We start from the raw sequence: 19,278 nt of genomic DNA on the forward strand, positions 1-19,278 counted from the left end.
GGTGGTGGAGCTCCACGGTTAACCGTCACTCCGTCGTCCAGTCAAACTCGTCGTAATCCTCGTCTTCGTCTTCCTCTTCTTCCCCAACCTCCTCAAAAACGTCGTCCTCATCTACAACATCTTCTTCCGACTGACTCAGCAGAAACTCCTTACGCGCTTCAGTAATCGCGCGCCGCATCTCTTCACCCTTTTGCGGGCAATTGAGGAGTTGGGCGATGCGGTCGATTTTTGGTGCCACGGTGTTCTCCAGCGCTTCAGCTATGGCCCGATAGTGCGCGTTTTTGCCGGGCAATGCCAAATGGCTGGGCGAACAGGCGGTCAGTTCTTGTGGATTTTTTTGAGCCGGGCGTCGAGGTCGGCGTTCGGGTAGCGTTTGTGCAAGTTGTTGAACAGGCTGTCGGCGGCTTGCGATTGGCCGGATTCGCGCAGGCGCAGAACTTCGCGTAATTGTTCGTCGAGGCCGTTGGCTGGGGCGGCGGCAGCGCGTTTGCTGACTTTGGCTTCGTCGGCGCGGATAGATTCACTTTGCATCGGCGCGGCCATTTCCGCCATCGGCGCGGGTGCGGACATGGCGCCTGCGGGTACGCTCAATGCTTCGGGCGCTTGTTTGCGGGCAAGGGGCGCAGCGGGTTTGGCGGCGGGAGCAAAGTCGAAGTGCGCCTGCGGCTCAGGGCCGCGTTGTACCAGCGACAGCATCAGGGCCACGCCGACGAGGCTGGCGAACGCGACTTGCCAGCGCGGTTTGCGGCAGGCGTCGAGCCAGCGCTGCCACAGATCAGGCTTCGGCATCGGGGTTTCGCGGCGGGCGGCATTGAGAATGAACGCATCGAGGTGCCTTGGCGGTTCAGCGATGTGCTGTTCGCGCACATGTTTAATCACCGGATCTTCGGGTGTCTGGCGGGCGTCAGTCATGTCAGTACCTCCTCGGCCAGCAGCCGACGCAGTTTTTGCTGGGCGTAGCGCAAGCGGCTCTTGACGGTTTCCAGCGGGGCTTCGGTGAGGCTGGCGATTTGCGCCAGGTCGAGGTCGCCGTGGGCGCGCAGCAGAAACACTTCGCGCTGGTCGGCGGGCAGGGTTTGCAGAGCTGTTTCCAGGCGCTGGCTGTCGCGACTGAGGCTCAGCAGTTGTTCGGGATCGGTGGCTTCGTCGCTGACCGCGTGAGTCTGTTCATCGTAACTGTCGTGCAGCGGTTGATGGGCGCCATGTTTGCGCCAATGGTCGATCAGGCGATTACGGGCAATCTGGAACAGCCACGTACGAAATGTCGCCCGTCCTTGTGGCTGACTGGCGCTGCGGATCAGGCTCAGCCAGGTTTCCTGAAAGACTTCGTCGGCCAGGTCCGGTTTGCTACTCAAACCGAGCAGAAACCGATACAAACCCTGCCGATGGCGGGCGTACAAGATCTCGAACGCCGCGCCGTCGCCCTCGCGATAACGCGCCAGCAGCGCTTCATCGCTACTGGCGGTTGGGCTGTCTGCCGAGGCAAACAGCTGCGTGATGAAGCCTTTCAGACGACTCACTATTCAATCCGTCGCTCAGTGGGCAGCGCATTCGATGCGCTTGAGTTGCGCAGGCTCTGCGCCAGTTCGACCAGTTGCACGAACTCGTTGCGCAGGCCGAAACGGTCGTCGCCACGGGCGCCACGGGCCAGCGCCTCGGTGTCCTTCAGACTGAAATCGCCGGTGTAGCGCCCATCCTTGAGTTGCTGGGAAAACGCGGCGACCGCGGCAGCAAAACGCAGATCTTCACTGGCGGGTGCAACCTGATTGGCAATCGGCCGCTCGATCAGCAGACTTTTCCCACCTTCTGGCTGTTGATATCGCACACGTAGCATTGCCAATTCCCCACTCTTCTCGGAAACCACCTTGCCTGATTGACCGTAGCGCAGCGGCTCCAACCAGCCCTTCTCGCCTGCCGGAACAATTTCATACAGCGCGGTCACCGTGTGTCCTGCGCCGATTTCGCCAGCGTCGACTTTGTCATTGCTGAAATCCTCTCGCTTGAGAGCTCGGTTTTCGTAGCCGAGCAGGCGATATTCACTGACTTGTGCCGGGTTGAATTCGACCTGCAATTTGACGTTTTTAGCCACCACGGCGAGGGTCGAGCCGAGTTGATCCACCAGCACTTTGCGCGCTTCGCGCAGGTTGTCGATATAGCCGTAGTTGCCATCGCCGGCATCGGCCAGTTGTTCCATCAAGTGTTCATTGTAGTTATCCACACCAAAACCTAGGGTGGTCAGGGAAATACCGGTTTTGCGTTTATCCACAGCCATTTGTTTAAGGCTGTCGAAGTTGCTGACGCCGACGTTGAAGTCGCCGTCGGTGGCCAGCAGGATTCGGTTGATGCCTTTGGCAATGAACGCCTGTTGCGCCATTTGGTAGGCCAGTTCGATGCCGGAAGCACCAGCAGTCGAGCCGCCAGCGGTCAATTGCTCGATGGCTGTGCGAATTTTCGCTTTTTCGCGTCCGGAAGTGGGCTCAAGCACCACTCTGGATTCGCCGGCATACACCACCAGCGATACACGATCCTGATCGCGTAATTGGTCAACCAGCAGTTTCAGCGTGCTTTTGACCATCGGCAGCCCTTCGCGGCGATCCATCGAGCCGGACACGTCCACCAGAAACACCAGATTGGCCGGGGCCAATTGCCCGACCGCACGAGCGGAGGCCTTGATGCCGATGCGCAGCAAACGTGTGTGGGGGTTCCACGGTGAGGCTGCCAGTTCGGTGGTCACGCCGAACGGCGAACCATCGCTGGGCAATGCGTAGTTGTAGGGGAAGTAGTTGACCATTTCCTCCAGCCGCACCGCGCCTTCCGGCGGCAGGCGTCCCTGATTAAGCAAGCGGCGAACGTTGGCGTAGGCGCCGGTATCCACGTCCGCACTGAAGGTCGAAACCGGGGTTTCGGCGACGCTGTGGATCGGGTTGTCGGCAAGCGTCTGATATTGCTCGCGCTGCGCGTCGCGATAGCCTTGTGGATAACTTTCCCCGGCAGGCATTGCAGCAAAACTGGCGATCGGTGCCGGATGTGCGCTGCGCTTGGCCATGGCGCCATCAGCCTTGATCGCTTCATGCTGCACAACGGCTTCAGTCTGAGCCGGTGCCGCAGCGGAATCAGGTTTGGAAGAGACACCGCAACCGCCGATGGCCAGCAGAGCACCGACAACGACAGGACGCAAAAGAGGAAAAGACATGGGGCTGACCTCGGGATGAAATTGACCATTCATCCTCTGAGACGGGCAGTTCGTTCAGTTCGGGTTAACGCCGTTGAAAAACTTCTGCTGTGGATAACACCGCAGAGTACGCGGCGTTCGCAGCGCATTTAAAACAGGCTGATCGGTACATTCGCCACCAGACGGAACTCGTCGTAACTGCCGTCAATCTGCCCGCCACTCGCGCGATGGTTATAGACGATGCTGCGCAGCAGCGTATTTTTCAGGGTGCCGGACTGCACCATGTAGGCGAGCATCAAGCCATTTTCGTTGTGCTTGGCACCTTCCAGCCCGCGCACGTTATAGCCTGTGTTGTGTCCGTCGCGGTCGCCGCTGTAGTGCGTGCCGTCGATGCCCCAGCCTTTGGCGTGCCACAGGCTGGCGGTCAGGCCCGGCACACCGTAGCTGGCAAGGTCGAAGTCATAGCGCAGTTGCCAGGATTTTTCGTTCGGACCGTTGTAGTCCGAGTACAGCGAGTTGGCCATGTAGTTGCCTGTGGACTCCCACACGTAGTCGAAATATTCGTCGCCGAACACCTGCTGCCACGCCGCAGTCAGACCATGTGCGCCGTGGCCGGCGGTAATTGCCAGGCTGTAGGCGTGGTTGTCGATAAAGCCCAGGTTTTGTTCACCCTGATCGCGCGTGCGGTAGTAGTTGAGGCTGGTTTTCAGCGCGACGTTGGCGCGATCCCCCATCACGTGAGTCGCGCCCAGATAATATTGCTGCCACATGTCCTCGAACCGCGAGCCATAAGCGCTAAATGTCAGACCGTAGGGCGCCTTGACTGTCGCGCCAAGATAGCTGATACGCGAACCGCTGTAGGCGCGATTGCCGAAGGTGGTGGTCAGGCGTTCGCTGCCGCTGCCGGTGCGCGGGATGGCGCGCTCGAAGCTACCCGCTTGCAGCGCCAGCCAGTCGAGTTCGTTGCTGTTCAGGCCAATGCCCTGAAAGGTCGACGGCAAGGCACGGTTGTCCTTGTAACGCAGGATCGGGTTTTCCGTGAGCATCCGTCCGGCCTTGAGTTCGGTGCTCGACACTCGCAGTTTCACGTCGCCGACTCCCAGCCGACTCCAGCTCGGGACCGCGTCGCCATCGCTATCGACCAGCACCCGGTCACCACCATTGGCCACCGCACCGTGTCCACGCTCAAGGGTCACTGCGCTGAACAGCGAGGCGTCGACACCGAAGCCCATCCAGCCTTCGGAATAGCCCGAGATGTAATTGAGCATCGCGGTCTGCACCCAGGTGTCGCGCTGGCGCGTGGGCTGTGCGACACCTGACTTTTTGATCACCAGGTGAGTACTACGCCGGGTGTGCTGATTGGAATAGTAGTGACGCAAATTCAGGTTGAGGTGGCTGCCATCGATCAGGCCTGTTGCCTGATCCTGCGCTACGACGGGTTCGGCGGCCCAAGCGGGCTGGGCGATGAGCAGCATCGGCAGCAACGCCCGACGTACATGTGATTGCATGGAAAAGAGCCTGTAAAAAGAGTGCACGCTGCCCACGCACCTGGTGCTTGAGCGGCCAACGGCAATTGCCGGTGATCAGCGGGGCGGTGCAGACGGCCAGTGTTTGATCGGGCCGCGCCAGCCTTCGTAAGCCTTGGCGCACTGCAACAACCATTGATCGGCAAACCGCGGTGCAACCATCTGCAGGCCGATCGGCATACCCCCGGATGTGAACCCGCAGTTGATCGACAAGGCCGGTTGCTCGCCCATATTCCACGGCAACGTGAACACGATGTGTTCGAAAGGCTGGCGCGGATCATTGCCGGGCGAGGGCCATTCAGCGGGAAAACTGCTGACCTGATTGGTCGGCGACAACAGCAAGTCGAAGTCACCGAACAACCGCGCGCAGCGACGACGGATTTCAAAAGTCTGATTGAAACCTTCAACCGCTCGCACCGCGCTCATCTCGGCCGCCGGTGCCGCCCAGTCCTGAATGTAGGGTAAGACTTTGTCGCGTTGCGCCGAGCTCAAGGTTTGCAGTTGCGACAACTGGCGGGCGCGCCAGAAATTATCTAGACCGTCGAGCAACTGTCGATCCATCAGCGACCCGATCAACTGCACCTGCGCGCCATGCGCTTCGAACATTCGTGCGGCATCTCGCACCGCTTCACAGACTTCATGTTCAGGCTGGAAGCCGCATCCGGGGTCGAGCATCAGCCCGATGCGTAGACCCTCCATCGACGGTGTTTGCAGGTTCCAATCCAGCGCTTGCGCCGGCAGGCTGGTGGCGTCGCGCGCATCCGGTTGTGCCAGATAACGCATCATCAGCGCGCAATCATCCACGGTGCGGGTCATCGGTCCCGCGCAACGGCCGGTGTAATACGGATCAATCGGGATCCGCCCAAGCGTTGGCTTGAACCCCACCAACCCACACCAGCCTGCCGGCAGGCGTACCGATCCGCCGATGTCGGTGCCGACATGCAGCGGACCATAACCAGCCGCCGCCGCAGCCGCCGCACCGGAACTCGAACCGCCGGGGTTTTGCGTGGTGTCCCACGGGTTGCGCGTGATGCCATGGAAACTCGACAGCCCCGACGACAGCATGCCGAAATCCGGCACCGTGGTTTTGCCCAAAATGATCGCCCCGGCTTCACGCAAACGCGCGGCCGGCGGCGCGTCGACAGTCGCCGCGATCAAAGTCGTGGCGCGCGAGCCTTGGGGGATGCAATCGCCCTCAGTGGCGATCAATTCCTTGAGTGTCACCGGGATGCCGTCGAGCATGCCGTGCGGGGTTCCACGACGCCAGCGCTCAGTCGACGCGCGCGCCTGATCGAGTACGCGCTGCGGATTGAACGCGTAAAGCGCATTGATGCTCGGCTCCCAGTGCTCGATGTGCGCCAGCAGGTGATCGTAGTATTCCAGCGGCGACAACTCGCCGCTGGCAAACAAGGTCAGCAGTTGTGCCGCCGACAAGTCATGTAAATCGGTCATCGAATAGCCGTCCGTGCCAAACCCATAGTGCGCATGCTGCAAAATATCTGCCTTAGCGCTCGGCAACCAGCGTCTGACTGGTTTGAGCCGGCTTGCGCCCACCAAAATACGCGGCGCAGGCAACGCCCACCGCCCCCATCACCAGGCTGTACGCCACGCACACCCACGGGCTCCACGGCATCAGCCCGATCAACAGCAGCGGCGTGGTGCTCGCCCATAGTGCATAGGCAATGTTGTAGGTAAACGAAATGCCCGAGACGCGGATGTGTGCGGGAAACAGGCTGACCATCACCGACGGCACTGCGCCGACCACGCCACAGCTCAAACCCGCCAGCGCATACGCCAGCCCCAGCCACGCTCCACCACTGATCAGGCAGCCATAAAGCAGGGCCACGCCGACCGGCAGCAGCATGCTGTACAACATGACCGTGCGCCAGGCGCCGATGCGGTCGACGATCAACCCGGCCAGCACACAACCGATATTCAGGAAAACAATGCCGAGGCTGCTCAGGGCGAACGTATGACTGGGGCTCATACCGAAGCTTTTTTGCATGACCGTCGGGGTGATCACCACCAGCACCACCACTGCCGAAGTCAGCACGCAGGTCAGAATCATAGCCGGCAACAACATGTGCCGATGTTCGCGCATCACGGTGCGCAACGGCAGTTCGGCGTCAGCCTCGCGGCGCGCCTGCAAAGCCATGAACACCGGCGTCTCGCTCAACCAGCGTCGCAGCCAGACACCTATCACGCCGAACAATCCACCGAGCAGGAACGGCAAGCGCCACGCGTAATCGAGAATTTCCGCGGGAGTGAACACTTGCGCCAGCAGGGTCGCGGTCAGCGCTCCGAGCAAATAGCCAAAGGTCAGTCCGGCTTGCAGGAAACCCAGCGCATAACCGCGATGTCCGGCCGGCGCGTGCTCGGCGACGAACACCCAGGCACTCGGCACTTCCCCACCGACTGCGGCGCCTTGCAACACACGCAGCAGCAACAGCAGCAACGGCGCGAAGTAACCAATCTGAGCATAGGTGGGCATGATGCCGATCAGCAGGCAGGGCAACGCCATCATCAAGATGCTCAGGCTGAACACGCGCTTGCGCCCCAGCTGATCGGCGAAGTGCGCCATCAGAATCCCGCCGAGCGGTCGCGCCAGATAGCCGGTGACAAAAATGCCGAAGCTTTGCAGCAATCTCAGCCACTCCGGCATCTCTGGCGGAAAAAACAATTGGCTGAGGGTCAGTGCAAAAAACACGAAGATGATGAAGTCGTAGATTTCCAGCGCCCCACCCAAAGCAGCAAGGCCCAGGGTCTTGTAGTCAGACTTGGAAAACTGATGGGCTCGCGAACCAGTGATGGCGGTCATGGGCAGACTCTGGATAGACAAATCAAGCAATGACGCCCGCTGACAAGGAACCGTTCGAAGCTGTTCACTTGTGCGCCGTCAGACCAATTTCAGCAGCGCGACATGCTCTACGCAAAAGGCCATCAGAACAATCAAACGGCGGTCCTGTGCTGCTTTTTAGCCGAAATCTGTACATTGAGTTTTCTACCGATTAAACAATAATCAGGCCTCCCTAACTCCCTGAATATCTGGCCAATCATGGAAGAAATTGCACGTAACTTCGCCGATTTTGCGAATCCTGACGTAGAATCAATAGCCATCATCCGGGGCCGCGTCCTACAGGCGTTGCAACAGTTTTTGCTCGAGCGCGACTTCAAACAGTTGATGCCGATCCTGATGTCGCCAATCACTGATCCGTTGAATCACGCGGTGTATCCCGCAGAACTTCAATATGAAGAACGGCGCCTGAAGCTGACCGCCAGCATGATCTTCCACAAGCAGTTGGCGCTGACCGCCAAGGGCCACGACAAGATCTTTATTGTCGCGCCGAACATCCGCCTGGAAAAACCCGAGATCAAGGATTCCGACAACCACTTGCTGGAGTTCTCGCAGTTCGATTTCGAGATCCGCGACGGTGACATGCATCAGGTCATGGCCCTCATCGAAGGCCTGATCAAGCATGTGTTCAGCGAGGTCAATCAGCACTGCGCGGTCGAGCTGTCCCAGCTCAATCGGCAACTGCCGCACTTCGCGACCGCGTTCCCGATCTACAGCTCTGACGAGTTGCGCGCCGAACATGGCGACGACTTCGAGAAAATCATGTCGGCCAAGGCGCACACGCCGTTTTTCGTCACCAACTACCGCCGCGAATTTTACGACCGCGAAACCCCGGGCACACGCGGCACGTACAACAACTATGACCTGATCTATCCCGATGGCTATGGCGAAGCCCTGTCCGGCGCGGAGCGTGAGTTCGAGTACGAGCAGATCGTCTACCGCATGAACGAGTTATCGATGGACCTGCAGCCGTTCGCCAACTACCTGGAAGTCGCCCGGCGCGGCTTGCTGCACCCAAGCGCCGGTGGCGGTCTGGGCATCGAGCGTCTGCTCAAGTTCATCTGCGGCAAGCGACGCATCCGCGATGTGGCGCTGTTCGACCGCACGGTCGGTACCAGCTTCCTGTTCTGAACCGGACCTGACTCGCAAGGCCTGCTCCGCTGTCGCGGCGGTAGGCTTGGCCATGGAGAAACACAATGTCTGCACTGCGTATTCACTGGTGCTCACCGCTCGATAGCGGTCAGCAGAAGGCCTCGGAAAAATACGACACCGGCGCCCTCGACTTTGCCGGGATCGTAGATTTCGCCAAGGAAGCCGATGAGCTGGGAATCGACTCGCTGTTGATGGGCATCAGCTACCACATGCCCGATCCGTTGCCGATGATTGGCGCACTGGTACGTGAGACCGATCGCGTCAAATTCATTCTGGCCTACCGTCCGGGCCTGGTGCCGCCAACCCTGTTCACGCAGATCGTCAACACCGTGTCGTGGATGTCGGACAAGCGTATTTCGCTGAACCTGGTAGCCGGCATTTCCCCGGACGAACAAGCCTATTACGGCGACTTCGTGGCACACGACGGACGCTATGAACGCACCGGCGAATTCCTCGACATTCTCAATCGGTTCTGGAGCGGCGAATCACCGCTGACCTACCACGGCAAGCACTACCGCATCGAAAAAGCCCAGCTCGGGCTGCCGTTCAAGGACGCCGAGCGTCCGCGCATTTATCTCAGCGGCGCCTCGGACGTTGCCCAGCAGATCGCCATCCAGCACAGCGATTGCTGGCTGCGTTATGGCGATACGCCGCAAGGCATTGCCGAGGCCGCCCGCACGGTTTTGAAGTCCGGTTGCTCGGTGGGAATTCGCATGCACGTGCTCGCCCGCGAAACCCGCGCCGAAGCGCTGGCCGCGGTCGAGAGCATGATGGAAAACCCGGACGAACAGCATCGTGAATGGGTGCGTGAATTCGTCGGACGCTGCGATTCGGAAGCGGTGAAAACCTCGTTCCGCCTCGCCGACAAAGCTGAACACGACTGGCTGTCGCCGATGCTCTGGTCGGGTGCCGTGGCCTATCGTGGCGGCCCGGCATTGTGCGTGGTCGGCAGCTATCAGGAAGTCGCCGAATACTTGTTCGAGTACAAAAAAGTCGGCGTCAGCGAATTCATATTCTCTGGCTGGCCAACACGCGACGAAATGCGCCGTTTCTGCAAATACGTGCTGCCTTATCTACGCGAGTTGGAAACCGTCTGGGACCGCGAGCATGCATGACATCAGCAGCGCTGCACGCAATAGCACGATTCGCTGGTTCGGTGCCGGGTTGCTGTGTGCCTTACTGGCGGAGCAGACCGTGCTGTTTGCCGTGCCGTTGATGATTTTCCAGCTCACCGGCAACGTGCGCTATTCCGGCGTGGCGTTTGCGCTGGAGTGGCTGCCGGCACTGATTGCCTATCCGTTCGCCGGGTTGCTGGCTGACCGGTTTGGCGGGCGCCTGCTGTTTCGCGGCGCCAATACTGCGCGGGGATTGAGCCTCGCCGTCACGCTGGGGATCTGCTGGTATCAGCCGCAATGGATGATCTGGGCGTTGATTGGCAACGGCATCGTATTGTCGGTGCTGATGGCGCCGGTGCGCATGGCGGTTGAAAAAAGCGTGCCACTGATCGCCGGCCCTGAACGCCTCGCCCACTGTCAGTCGCTGGTGCAGAACATGGAGCTGCTGGCAATGGCGCTGGGCCCTGCGCTCGCCGCCGGGTTGGCGATGTATGCCGACAAGCGCTGGCTGCTGGGGCTGGCGGCAGTCGCACTGATTGCTGCGGCGCTGTTCTGGACAGGCTTGCCGACGGCGCGTTCCGTCAGTCGCCCGTCCAGCGTGCTCAAGGATCTGGCGCTCGGCTGGCGCCTGTTGCTCGGCAACCCGCCAGTGCTGTCGCTGGCCGGGCTGAACTTCAGCATCAATCTGGCATTCGCTGCCGTGCTCAGCGCCAACGCGTTCGTCATCAGCGGCGTGTTCAGCGCCGCCGACGGCGTGTTTGGTCTGATGAACGCGGGGGCCGGCGCGCTGGGTCTGTTGAACTTCATTCTGGTGCCGCGACTGTTGGCGCGCATGTCGATTTATCGACTCGGTGCACTGGGTTTTGCCTTGCTGTGTCTGGGCCTGATCTGCATGGGCGTGGCCAGCGGTGTGTTGCTGTATGCCCTGAGTTTCCTGCTGGCAATGGCCGGATGCGCGCTGTTCAACGTGTTCAACCGTACGCAGCGGATCAAGGCGATCGAGAGCGCTCATCTGGGCAAAGTCATGGGGCCGTTTTATCTGGTCAACCTGCTCTCTTATCCGCTGGGTGGTTTGCTCACCGCCAGCGTCGGCCACGCCTACGGCGTGCAGGTGCTGATTCTGGTTCTGGCACTCGTGCTGACCGTGCCCGGCACTCTGCTGTTCATTCTGACCACCCGGCGCTTTCGCCTCGCCCTCGAAGATCCATCGCTTGCCATGGAGGCATCCCAATGAAAACTCTGCCGCACTGCCTGCTCGCCACCGTCGAGTCCGACTCGCACATGTGGAATCTGGTGTACCTGCAACTGTGGCTGGGCGAGCACGGTTTGAACGTGAAGAACCTCGGCAGCTGCACGCCGATGGACGCGGTGCTCAGTGCATTGGAACAGCGCCGCACGCAGTTGCTGGTGGTCAGCAGCGTGAATGGCCACGGTTACTCCCAAGGTCTGGAGCTGATCCGCAAGGTGCGCAAGCTGCACCCGCAACTGACCTGCGTGATCGGCGGCAAGTTGACCACTTCCGAAGATGAAACCCTGGCAGTCCGGCAACCGTTGATCGATGCCGGTTACAACCAGGTGTTCGTCGGCCCCGACGCTATCGACGCCTTCAGCGGCTATCTGGGCGCGCTGCATGCGCAGCCCGACGCCGACTCCGTACTCGCCAACAGCGTGGCGTCCTGGGGCTGAACCCCCGACCACGGCTGACTTCGCTCATTCAAAGGATTACCACGATGCACATCGTTATCGTCAACCGCTGGCCGCGCTTTCGTGATGGGCGCCGCTGGGACAACGAACTGACTCGCTACGAAGATTTCTTCGACCATCAACAACACCAGATCAGCTATGTGGTCGATGCACTCGGCGCCGACGGCGTGCTCGCTCCGGCGCAGCATATCGCTCATCAGGTGCAGGTCGCCGACGTCAACCAATACGAGCAACTGCTCGGCGCGGTGCAGGAAGTCATCGAACGCGTCGGCCCAGTCGATCAGTTGATTGCCCTGTCCGAGTTCACCCTGGAAATCGCCGCGCGCGTGCGCCAGACCCTGAACATTCCCGGTCACGGCCCGGACGAAGTGGCGGTGTACCGCGACAAGGCGCGCATGAAGGAAATCCTGCAGAGCCACGGCCTGCCGGTGCCGCCGTTTGCGCGTTGCGAGTCGGTGCAACAGGCAGTGGATTTCGCCCGCGAAATCGGTTTCCCGTTGATCGTAAAACCGGTGGACGGTGCAGCGAGCATGGGCGTGGAGAAGGTCGAAAACGAAACCTCCCTGCGCACGCTGCTCAATAGCATCGACCTGTCGCGCTATGAGATCGAAGGCTTCATGCACGGCCAGACCTACCACATCGACGGCTTCGTCGATGTCGACGGCAGCGTGCCGTTTCAGGTGGTGTCGCGTTACATCAACAGTTGCCTGGATTTCGCCAAGGCGCAGCCGCTGGGCTCGGTGATCGTCCAGGCATCGGCCCTGCGCACGCGCATCGAGGCTTTCAGCCAACAGATCATGCGTGCCCTCGATCTGCGCTGCACGGCGTTCCACCTGGAGATTTTCGTCGAACCGGACGACTCGCTGGTGTTCCTCGAAATCGGTGCACGGGTCGGCGGCAGTGAAGTCCCGCACCTGATCAACAAAGTGTTCGGGGTCAATCTCTACGAGCATTGGTTACGCCGCCTCGCCGGCGATCACGTGCCGGTACCCGCCGTCAGCCACGACCCGAGCGGCGGCTGGCTGGTGATCCCGAAACCCGCAGCCTTGCCGTGCCGGGTGGTGCAGGCCGATTCGCTACGCGAAACCTTGCCCAATCTGTGGCGTGAGCTGCTGCCCGAGCCGGGGCAGATTCTCGAGTCCGGCGGCAGTTACGACGCACTGCACAGCGGACGCTTCATTTTTGTCGGCGGCAGCGAAATCGCCACTGAAAACGATATCCGCCACACCACTCAGGCATTCCAATTCCAGGCGGAACCGGTATGAACTCCACCACTTCCCAAGCCCTGAACGACGAACCTCTGCTGGGTCAGCTCAACCATTATTTGCGCGCCGACGAACGTCGCGCAGTGGCTATCCTCGGCGAGCGTCTGATTGAGGCTGCGGGTGGCCTCGACGGGCTGACCGGCTACAAATTGATGGTCGCTTACGGCGGCGGTAAAGACAGCTCGTACACCGTAGCCATGCTGCGCGCCACGCAATTGCAGCTGTCGATCCTGCATGGCCGCACCTTTCAGTTGCGCATCGCCAACATGCGTCATGCCGGCGTGCCGGATGCGGTGATGGCCAACATTGATCGGGTCTACCGCGCGCTGCACCTGTTCGATGATCCCCGGGTAGAAATGCTGGTGGTCGATCACCGCCAGATTCGCCCGTTCGAACGGCATCTACCGTTCCCCGACGATGTGCAGGCAATGAACCGTTTCGACGTGTTGATGAACGGCCATCGCACCGCAGGCGACGGTCGTCCGACCTTCTGCAACAGCTGCAACCTCGCCGTGGCGGATTTCTACGGTCGCGCCGCGTGGTGGCAGGGCGGCGTCGATGCAGTGGTCACCGGTGATTCGCGCAAAGAGCAGAAGCACTACTTCACCTGGATCATGCGTCTGGCGCAGCGCCTCGGGCTGGATGTCGAGGAATGCCGCCGGCAGGGCTTTCGCGGGTTGCTGCAAGCGTTGGATGGCGTGGCCCAGACCTACTTCGTCGAACTGTTCGGTGAAGGTTTCGATCAGCAGCGCGAGGAACGTCGCGTCGCCTGCGGTGACGACAATGCCGACCCGGCGTTCATCAGCATTTACGATCTGGTCAGCTACAAGGTCGAGGATCATTGGGAATTGATCACCGAATTCCTCGATTTTCGTTTCGAAGAACTGGCATTCAGCTTCACCGAATCGGATTGCGCCAACCCGATGTTGATGGCGCACTTTCGTGGGCTCAAGGCCGAGTATGTGCAGGGTCGCAGCTACAACCAGGGGATTGCCGAATACCTGGAGCTGGCGCAGGCGCTTATGCGCAAGAAAGAAATGCCCCAGCGTCTGATCGATCTGGCCATGTCGGCGTATGTCGATGCGCAGGGCATGCAGGCGCGCCGCACGCTCGCCGAGCGCTTCGCCGAGCAGGCGTTCGGTTTGAATGAAATGCAATTGGTGTGTATGCAATTTGCGCCGTTCGTTGATCGTGGCCGTGAGTTCTCCAGCTTCGTCGGGCTATGCCATCCACAGCGTCTGGCCGATCTCGACAATCTGCACCGAGTGCTCGCTGGCGAACACGACGATCCGGCCCTCAGTCAGTGGCTGAGCGAGGTCAGCGGCTTGCCACTGCCAGCGTTGCGCAGTCTGTACGCGCAACAACGCATCGATTTCGACAGCGACGTCACGCTGATCGCGCGGGTGCGCGCCGGTGATCCGCACAAGGGGCGCATCAGTCGCTACGACCCGGCGACCGGTGAAACCGTGGTTGAACTGGTCTCGGGACGCTAAAGCATGACTGCGTTCAACGGCGGCCATTTTCAACAGTTCATTGAGCGCGCCCGCGCCCGCGATGAGCTGGTGGTGCAACCGCGTATGGGTTTTGGCGCACTCAGCCAGATGCGCGCGGGGCTGGCGAGCGTCGCCGCCCTGCCCTGCGCGACCATCGGCACCATCACGCTCGACAGCTACACCCGGGTCGGCGATTACCAGAGTGCGTTGCAGTGCCTGAACAGTTCGGCGCCGATGAACGGGTTCCCGATCATCAGCCATCCGATCGAAGCGGTGCGCGGCATGCTCGCCGGACTGTACAGCGCAGAGTTTCCGATTCAGATCCGCCACGGCACGGCCAAACCGCAGAACGTTCTTCAGCGCTTGGCAGCATTGGGTCTGGACGCCACGGAGGGCGGCCCGGTGTCGTATTGCATGCCCTACAGCCGCCTGCCGTTGGCCGAGGCGGTCAGTGCCTGGGCGCAGAGCTGTCAGGTGCTGGCAGGCGCGACCGAACATGCACATATCGAGAGTTTCGGCGGTTGTCTGTTGGGGCAGTTGTGCCCGCCCTCGCTGCTGATCGCCATGACCTTGCTGGAGGCCCTGTTTTTCCGTCAGCACGGGGTGCGTGGCGTCTCGTTGAGCTACGCCCAAGGCACTTCGATGGAACAGGATTTCGGGGCGTTGCAGGCATTGCGCGAATTGGCCGCGCAGTATCTCGACGGCGAACACTGGCACGTCGTGGTGTATTCATACATGGGCGTGTTCCCGACCTCCAGCCACGGCGCGCGGCGTTTGATTTGCGACAGTGCGCGGCTGACCAAGGCTGCCGGTTGCGAGCGGTTGATCGTCAAGACCATCGCCGAATCGCGGCAGATTCCTTCGGTCGAGGACAACCTTGATGCCTTGCGCATGGCCGCCGAAGTCGCCGCTGGCGACCAGCCGAAGTTTGACGCGGGCAGCGCCGGCTATTACCAGGAAACGCTGTTCGAAGCGCGGCGACTGGTGGAAACCGTGCTCAATCTGCACGCCGACATCGGCGTGGCCCTGGTGCAGGCGTTCGCGCGCGGCTTGCTCGACATTCCCTACTGCCTGCACCCAGACAATCCCGGTCGCACCACCACCCGTATCGACAATCAGGGCGCGCTGCGCTGGGGCAACACCGGCAGTTTGCCGTTGCCTCGCAGCAGTGGCTGGTCGGTGGACGGCCCCGGCATCAGCTCGTCCGAGCTGTTTCAGATGTTGCATTACACGGTGAACCGTTATGACCAACCCTTGCATTGATTCCAGCGCCGCACCGTTGATTCTGGTCGACGCTTACTCGACCGGCGCCCTGCTGGCCCGCTCACTGGCCGGACAGCGGCGCCTGCTCCATGTGCGTTCACGCGCGCACATGCCGGTCGCATTTGCCGCGAGCTGCCCGAAAGAATTGTTCGTCGAGGACTTCAGCGTCACCGAAGAAGGCCTTGAAGCATTGTTGCTGAAACTCGCCGCCTATCACCCGGCCGCCGTGCTGACTGGCAGCGAATTCGGCGTAGAACTGGCGGATTTGCTGGCCGCACGCCTGGGCCTCCCCGGCAATAATCCAGCGACCTCCGCCGCGCGTCGCGACAAATCATTGATGGCTGAACGCGTGGCCGAGGCCGGGTTGCCGGTGGCGGCACAGTTGCGCACCAGTTCGCTGGCCCGGGCGCTGGTCTGGTTCAAGGCCCGCGGCGGCGAAAGTGTGGTGGCGAAACCGTTGGACAGTGCAGGCTCGGACAACGTCTTCATCTGCCACGATGCGCTGCAACTGGAAGCAGCCATCGAGTCGATCCTCGGCGCCACCAATCTGATGATGCTCAACAATGAAGCGGTGCTGCTGCAGGAATACCTGACGGGCGCCGAGTACGTGATCAACAGCGTCAGCCATGCAGGCGAGCACTGGATCACCGACGTGTGGAAATGCTCGAAGACCTTCGCCGCCGACGGCCGCAAGATCTACGACCGCGAGGACCTGCTGCCGGCGGACGCTCGCGAGCTGCCGCAACTGATTGAATATGTGCAAGGCGTGCTCGACGCGCTGGGGATCGTGCATGGCCCGGCGCACACCGAGTTGATCCTGACCGGCAATGGCCCGCGCCTGCTGGAAACCGGTGCACGCCTGTCCGGACTGGCCTGCCCGCCCGCCCTGCAAGCGGCCACCGGCAACGATCAGGTAGCCCTGACCTGCCTCAGCTATCTGGACCCGGCGCGTCTGGCGCAGTGGCCGAAACGTTATCAGCTGTTGCAACACGCGCGGGGTATGAACCTGATCGCCCACCGCCACGGGCTGTTCGCGCAAGAGCATGTGCGCCAACGCCTGGAAGCCTTGCCGAGTTTTCACAACGCCAGGTTCCGCTTCGCCGAAGGGGCAAGGATTGCCCCCACCGTAGACCTGAACAGCTCACCGGCTGCGGTGTTTCTGCTGCACCCACAGAGCGAACGCATCGACGCTGATTACGACGCATGGCGTGGATGGGAAAGGGATTGGTTGTAACCACTGACGCCCCCGACCACGGGGCTTAACAAGGAAGAGAGCCATGAGCCTGCATACCCGAACCAAACGACTCACCGTTCCTCAATTGGTCGCGATGAAGGGGCAACAGAAAATTGTCTCCCTGACTGCATATACGAGCTGGATGGCCAGATTGATGGACCCTGTTGTCGACTTCATCCTGGTGGGTGATTCAACCAACATGGTCGGACTTGGCCGCAGCTCAACGCTCGACATGAGCCTGGAGGAAACCATCGTTTTCACCCGCGCCGTGGTCAGCAGTACCCAGCTGGCCTGCGTGATCGCCGACATGCCGTTTGGCAGTTATCAGGAATCGCCGCAGCAGGCCTACCGAAACTGCGCGCAAGTAATGGCGCGCACCGGTTGCGATGCGGTCAAGCTCGAAGGTGGCGCGGTGTTCGCCGAAACCGTGGAGTTTCTGGTCAAACGCGGCATCCCGGTGATGGCGCATCTCGGCCTGATGCCGCAATACGTAAACACCATGGGTGGCTTCAAGGCCCAAGGCATGAACGAGGCAGGCGCCTTGACCCTCGAAGCCGATGCGCGCGCACACCTTGAAGCCGGTGCTTTCAGTCTGTTGCTCGAAGGCGTGGCCGAAGGCGTGGCGCGCCGGATCAGCGATTTTTCACCCGTGCCGACCATCGGCATCGGTGCTTCACCGGCGTGCGATGGTCAGGTGTTGGTGACCGAGGACATGCTAGGGCTGGGCGGTGATCACGTACCGCGCTTCGTCAAGCAATACACCGATGTTGGCGCGCAGATCCGCCAGGCGTGTGAGGCGTTCGCCGACGAAGTGCGCGCCGGCACATTCCCCGAACTGCGGCATTGCTATGGCATCAACTGAGCGCCAGCCATCGAACCTTCATCCTGAATGGCCTGAGTCAGCATTTTCAGCGCGTGGGTGATGTCCTTGCTCCAATCGATGGTGTAGCTCAGCCGCAAATGATGCTGCCACGCCCCCTGCTGGCTGAAGATTTCGCCGGGAGCAATCACGATGCGCTTGGCCAACAAGCGCTCGAATACCCGTCGCATGTTCACCGGGCGCGTGGCCTCGATCCAGAACGCTGCGCCGCCCTGCGGGGCGACGATGCGTAACTGACCCTCCGTGTGTTCGTGCAGCATGGCCTTCATGCGCTGCATGCGGTCGATGAGCATGCTGCGCAGCATCTGCGTGTGTTGATCGATGCGCCGAGTGGTGTAGAGCTTGGCAATCGCTTTTTGCCGAATCGGCGACAAACGAAAGGCACGCTCCAGAAACAGTCGATGCAGCTCGGGCCCTTGAAAGCGGCTGAGCACAAAGCCGTAGGGCGCCTCCGAACCGATGATCTTGTCGAACGTGGAAAACACCAGCAGCCGTTCCGGGTCGGCAAAGTCACGGTAGCGCGCGGCTGTAGGGACGAAGCTGAATTCGCCATAGCAGTCATTTTCGAACAGCCAGATGCGCCGCTCCGCCAGCCAACGGCAGATCACTTGCTTGTCTTCGGCAGGCATCAGACTACCGTGGGGGATATTCACGGTGGAGGACAACACCGCAAGACTGATGGGTTCTCGCTGCAACAACGCCTGGACTTTGAGCAAATCAAAGCGGCCATCGTCACCCAGCGGCACCTCGATGACGCGGATTTTCGCCGCGTGCAGTTGCCGCAGAATCGCCCACGAACACGGCGACTCCACCAGCGCCACAGTGCCGGTCAACTTCAACGCCTCAAGGGACAACTCAAGCACGCTGCGCAAATCGGAACCGATGTAAACGTGTTCGGCACGCCAGTAGCAGCGCGTCGAACGGGTGTAACGATCGGCCAGAACACTGCGCAATTCGGTTTCGCCAAACGGTTGATACAGCGGCGCATGCGAGCGCGGGTATTGGCGTGTCAGTTCGCGTTCGGTCATCAACAACGGGTTTTCCAGCGACAGCAGCATGGCTGGGGCATCACTGCTCAGCGCCAGCATTCCCGGTTGCCGGGCGTTGGAGAACACGTTGTCGAGCAGGTTCGGCGAGCCTTCGTTGAGCAACGCCGATGGCATGGCGCGGGTGTAGTAGCCAAGCTTCGGCCGAGCGTAGATACGCCCTTGGTCTTCTAGCAAGGAATAGGCGTATTTGGTCGTGGACACTGACACATTCAAGCGCTGCGCCAATTGTCGCAACGACGGCAGCTTCTGCTCTCCCTCAGGGCTCGCGGCTTCGATCAGTTCGACGAGATAGCGGTAAACGGCCTGATAGGCAAATGTCGAATCTTTATTTGGGTTCATGCTCAATCGCTTTAAATCCTGGTGCGTTAGGTACTGCGCTTGCCACGCGCGGTCGGGACCACGGGGGAAACACTTGCACTCGGCCATCCATGCCAACGCTCGGGCATCGAACGGATGCCCGCAGGTTTAAAACATCATCAGCAATGGACGTTGCGAAGGGGTGAAGTCGTTATCTGGGACCTGCGGGTTGTTCCGCAAGTTTCCCGCTGGATGAATCACGCGTGTCATCCAT

17 protein-coding genes are annotated in these 19,278 nt (G+C 60.8%); 9 read left to right on the forward strand and 8 right to left on the reverse strand.

Going from position 1 to position 19,278, the window contains the following annotated elements:
* Positions 1 to 25: 25 nt before the first annotated feature.
* The 7 genes from ACIQVE_RS08310 to ACIQVE_RS08340 form a co-directional block, all read right to left on the reverse strand.
* Complete coding sequence (locus ACIQVE_RS08310; RefSeq protein ID WP_402806611.1) at positions 26 to 298, reverse strand: hypothetical protein; 273 nt, start codon at positions 296 to 298, stop codon at positions 26 to 28.
* Positions 299 to 318: 20 nt separating this feature from the next.
* Complete coding sequence (locus ACIQVE_RS08315) at positions 319 to 912, reverse strand: hypothetical protein (RefSeq protein ID WP_402806614.1); 594 nt, start codon at positions 910 to 912, stop codon at positions 319 to 321.
* Positions 909 to 1,490: an RNA polymerase sigma factor gene (locus ACIQVE_RS08320; protein WP_402806738.1), complete on the reverse strand. Its 582-nt coding sequence runs from the start codon at positions 1,488 to 1,490 to the stop codon at positions 909 to 911. The genes ACIQVE_RS08315 and ACIQVE_RS08320 overlap by 4 nt, the downstream gene beginning before the upstream one ends.
* A 29-nt stretch (positions 1,491 to 1,519) precedes the next feature.
* Complete coding sequence (locus ACIQVE_RS08325; protein ID WP_402806617.1) at positions 1,520 to 3,193, reverse strand: von Willebrand factor type A domain-containing protein; 1,674 nt, start codon at positions 3,191 to 3,193, stop codon at positions 1,520 to 1,522.
* Positions 3,194 to 3,321: 128 nt separating this feature from the next.
* Complete coding sequence (locus ACIQVE_RS08330) at positions 3,322 to 4,680, reverse strand: OprD family outer membrane porin (protein ID WP_402806619.1); 1,359 nt, start codon at positions 4,678 to 4,680, stop codon at positions 3,322 to 3,324.
* Between the two features lie 75 nt (positions 4,681 to 4,755).
* Positions 4,756 to 6,150 (reverse strand): amidase, encoded by a 1,395-nt coding sequence (locus tag ACIQVE_RS08335; protein WP_402806621.1) that lies wholly within the window; start codon positions 6,148 to 6,150, stop codon positions 4,756 to 4,758.
* A 52-nt stretch (positions 6,151 to 6,202) separates the two neighbouring features.
* A complete protein-coding gene (locus ACIQVE_RS08340; protein WP_402806624.1) occupies positions 6,203 to 7,516 on the reverse strand; it encodes an MFS transporter in 1,314 nt (437 codons plus the stop codon).
* Positions 7,517 to 7,753: 237 nt separating this feature from the next.
* Between ACIQVE_RS08340 and ACIQVE_RS08345 the strand changes: the two genes are divergently transcribed.
* The 9 genes from ACIQVE_RS08345 (at position 7,754) to panB (ending at position 17,640) form a co-directional block, all read left to right on the forward strand.
* Positions 7,754 to 8,683 (forward strand): asparagine synthetase A, encoded by a 930-nt coding sequence (locus ACIQVE_RS08345; RefSeq protein ID WP_402806626.1) that lies wholly within the window; start codon positions 7,754 to 7,756, stop codon positions 8,681 to 8,683.
* Between the two features lie 65 nt (positions 8,684 to 8,748).
* The gene (locus ACIQVE_RS08350; protein ID WP_402806629.1) at positions 8,749 to 9,819 is read left to right on the forward strand and encodes an LLM class flavin-dependent oxidoreductase; all 1,071 of its coding nucleotides are present in this window, start codon (positions 8,749 to 8,751) and stop codon (positions 9,817 to 9,819) included.
* Complete coding sequence (locus ACIQVE_RS08355) at positions 9,812 to 11,053, forward strand: MFS transporter (RefSeq protein ID WP_402806632.1); 1,242 nt, start codon at positions 9,812 to 9,814, stop codon at positions 11,051 to 11,053. Before ACIQVE_RS08350 ends, ACIQVE_RS08355 begins: the two co-directional genes overlap by 8 nt.
* On the forward strand, positions 11,050 to 11,505 hold the full coding sequence (locus ACIQVE_RS08360) for a cobalamin-dependent protein (RefSeq protein WP_402806635.1): 456 nt from the start codon (positions 11,050 to 11,052) through the stop codon (positions 11,503 to 11,505). Before ACIQVE_RS08355 ends, ACIQVE_RS08360 begins: the two co-directional genes overlap by 4 nt.
* 44 nt (positions 11,506 to 11,549) lie before the next feature.
* Positions 11,550 to 12,788, forward strand: coding sequence for an acetyl-CoA carboxylase biotin carboxylase subunit family protein (locus ACIQVE_RS08365; protein ID WP_402806638.1), 1,239 nt, complete (start codon positions 11,550 to 11,552; stop codon positions 12,786 to 12,788).
* On the forward strand, positions 12,785 to 14,281 hold the full coding sequence (locus ACIQVE_RS08370; RefSeq protein ID WP_402806640.1) for a hypothetical protein: 1,497 nt from the start codon (positions 12,785 to 12,787) through the stop codon (positions 14,279 to 14,281). The genes ACIQVE_RS08365 and ACIQVE_RS08370 overlap by 4 nt, the downstream gene beginning before the upstream one ends.
* Before the next feature lie 3 nt (positions 14,282 to 14,284).
* Positions 14,285 to 15,544 carry a methylaspartate mutase gene (locus ACIQVE_RS08375; protein ID WP_402806642.1) on the forward strand — a complete coding sequence of 420 codons (1,260 nt, stop codon included), beginning with the start codon at positions 14,285 to 14,287 and terminating at the stop codon, positions 15,542 to 15,544.
* Complete coding sequence (locus ACIQVE_RS08380) at positions 15,525 to 16,778, forward strand: ATP-grasp domain-containing protein (RefSeq protein ID WP_402806645.1); 1,254 nt, start codon at positions 15,525 to 15,527, stop codon at positions 16,776 to 16,778. The genes ACIQVE_RS08375 and ACIQVE_RS08380 overlap by 20 nt, the downstream gene beginning before the upstream one ends.
* Before the next feature lie 43 nt (positions 16,779 to 16,821).
* Positions 16,822 to 17,640: a 3-methyl-2-oxobutanoate hydroxymethyltransferase gene (panB, locus tag ACIQVE_RS08385; RefSeq protein WP_402806648.1), complete on the forward strand. Its 819-nt coding sequence runs from the start codon at positions 16,822 to 16,824 to the stop codon at positions 17,638 to 17,640.
* Here the strand turns inward: panB and ACIQVE_RS08390 are convergent.
* Complete coding sequence (locus ACIQVE_RS08390; RefSeq protein WP_402806651.1) at positions 17,625 to 19,046, reverse strand: PLP-dependent aminotransferase family protein; 1,422 nt, start codon at positions 19,044 to 19,046, stop codon at positions 17,625 to 17,627. The genes panB and ACIQVE_RS08390 overlap by 16 nt on opposite strands.
* Between the last annotated feature and the right edge of the window lie 232 nt (positions 19,047 to 19,278).

The organism is Pseudomonas sp. NPDC098747, from assembly GCF_044760045.1.
In the GTDB taxonomy this organism is placed as follows: Bacteria; Pseudomonadota; Gammaproteobacteria; order Pseudomonadales; family Pseudomonadaceae; genus Aquipseudomonas.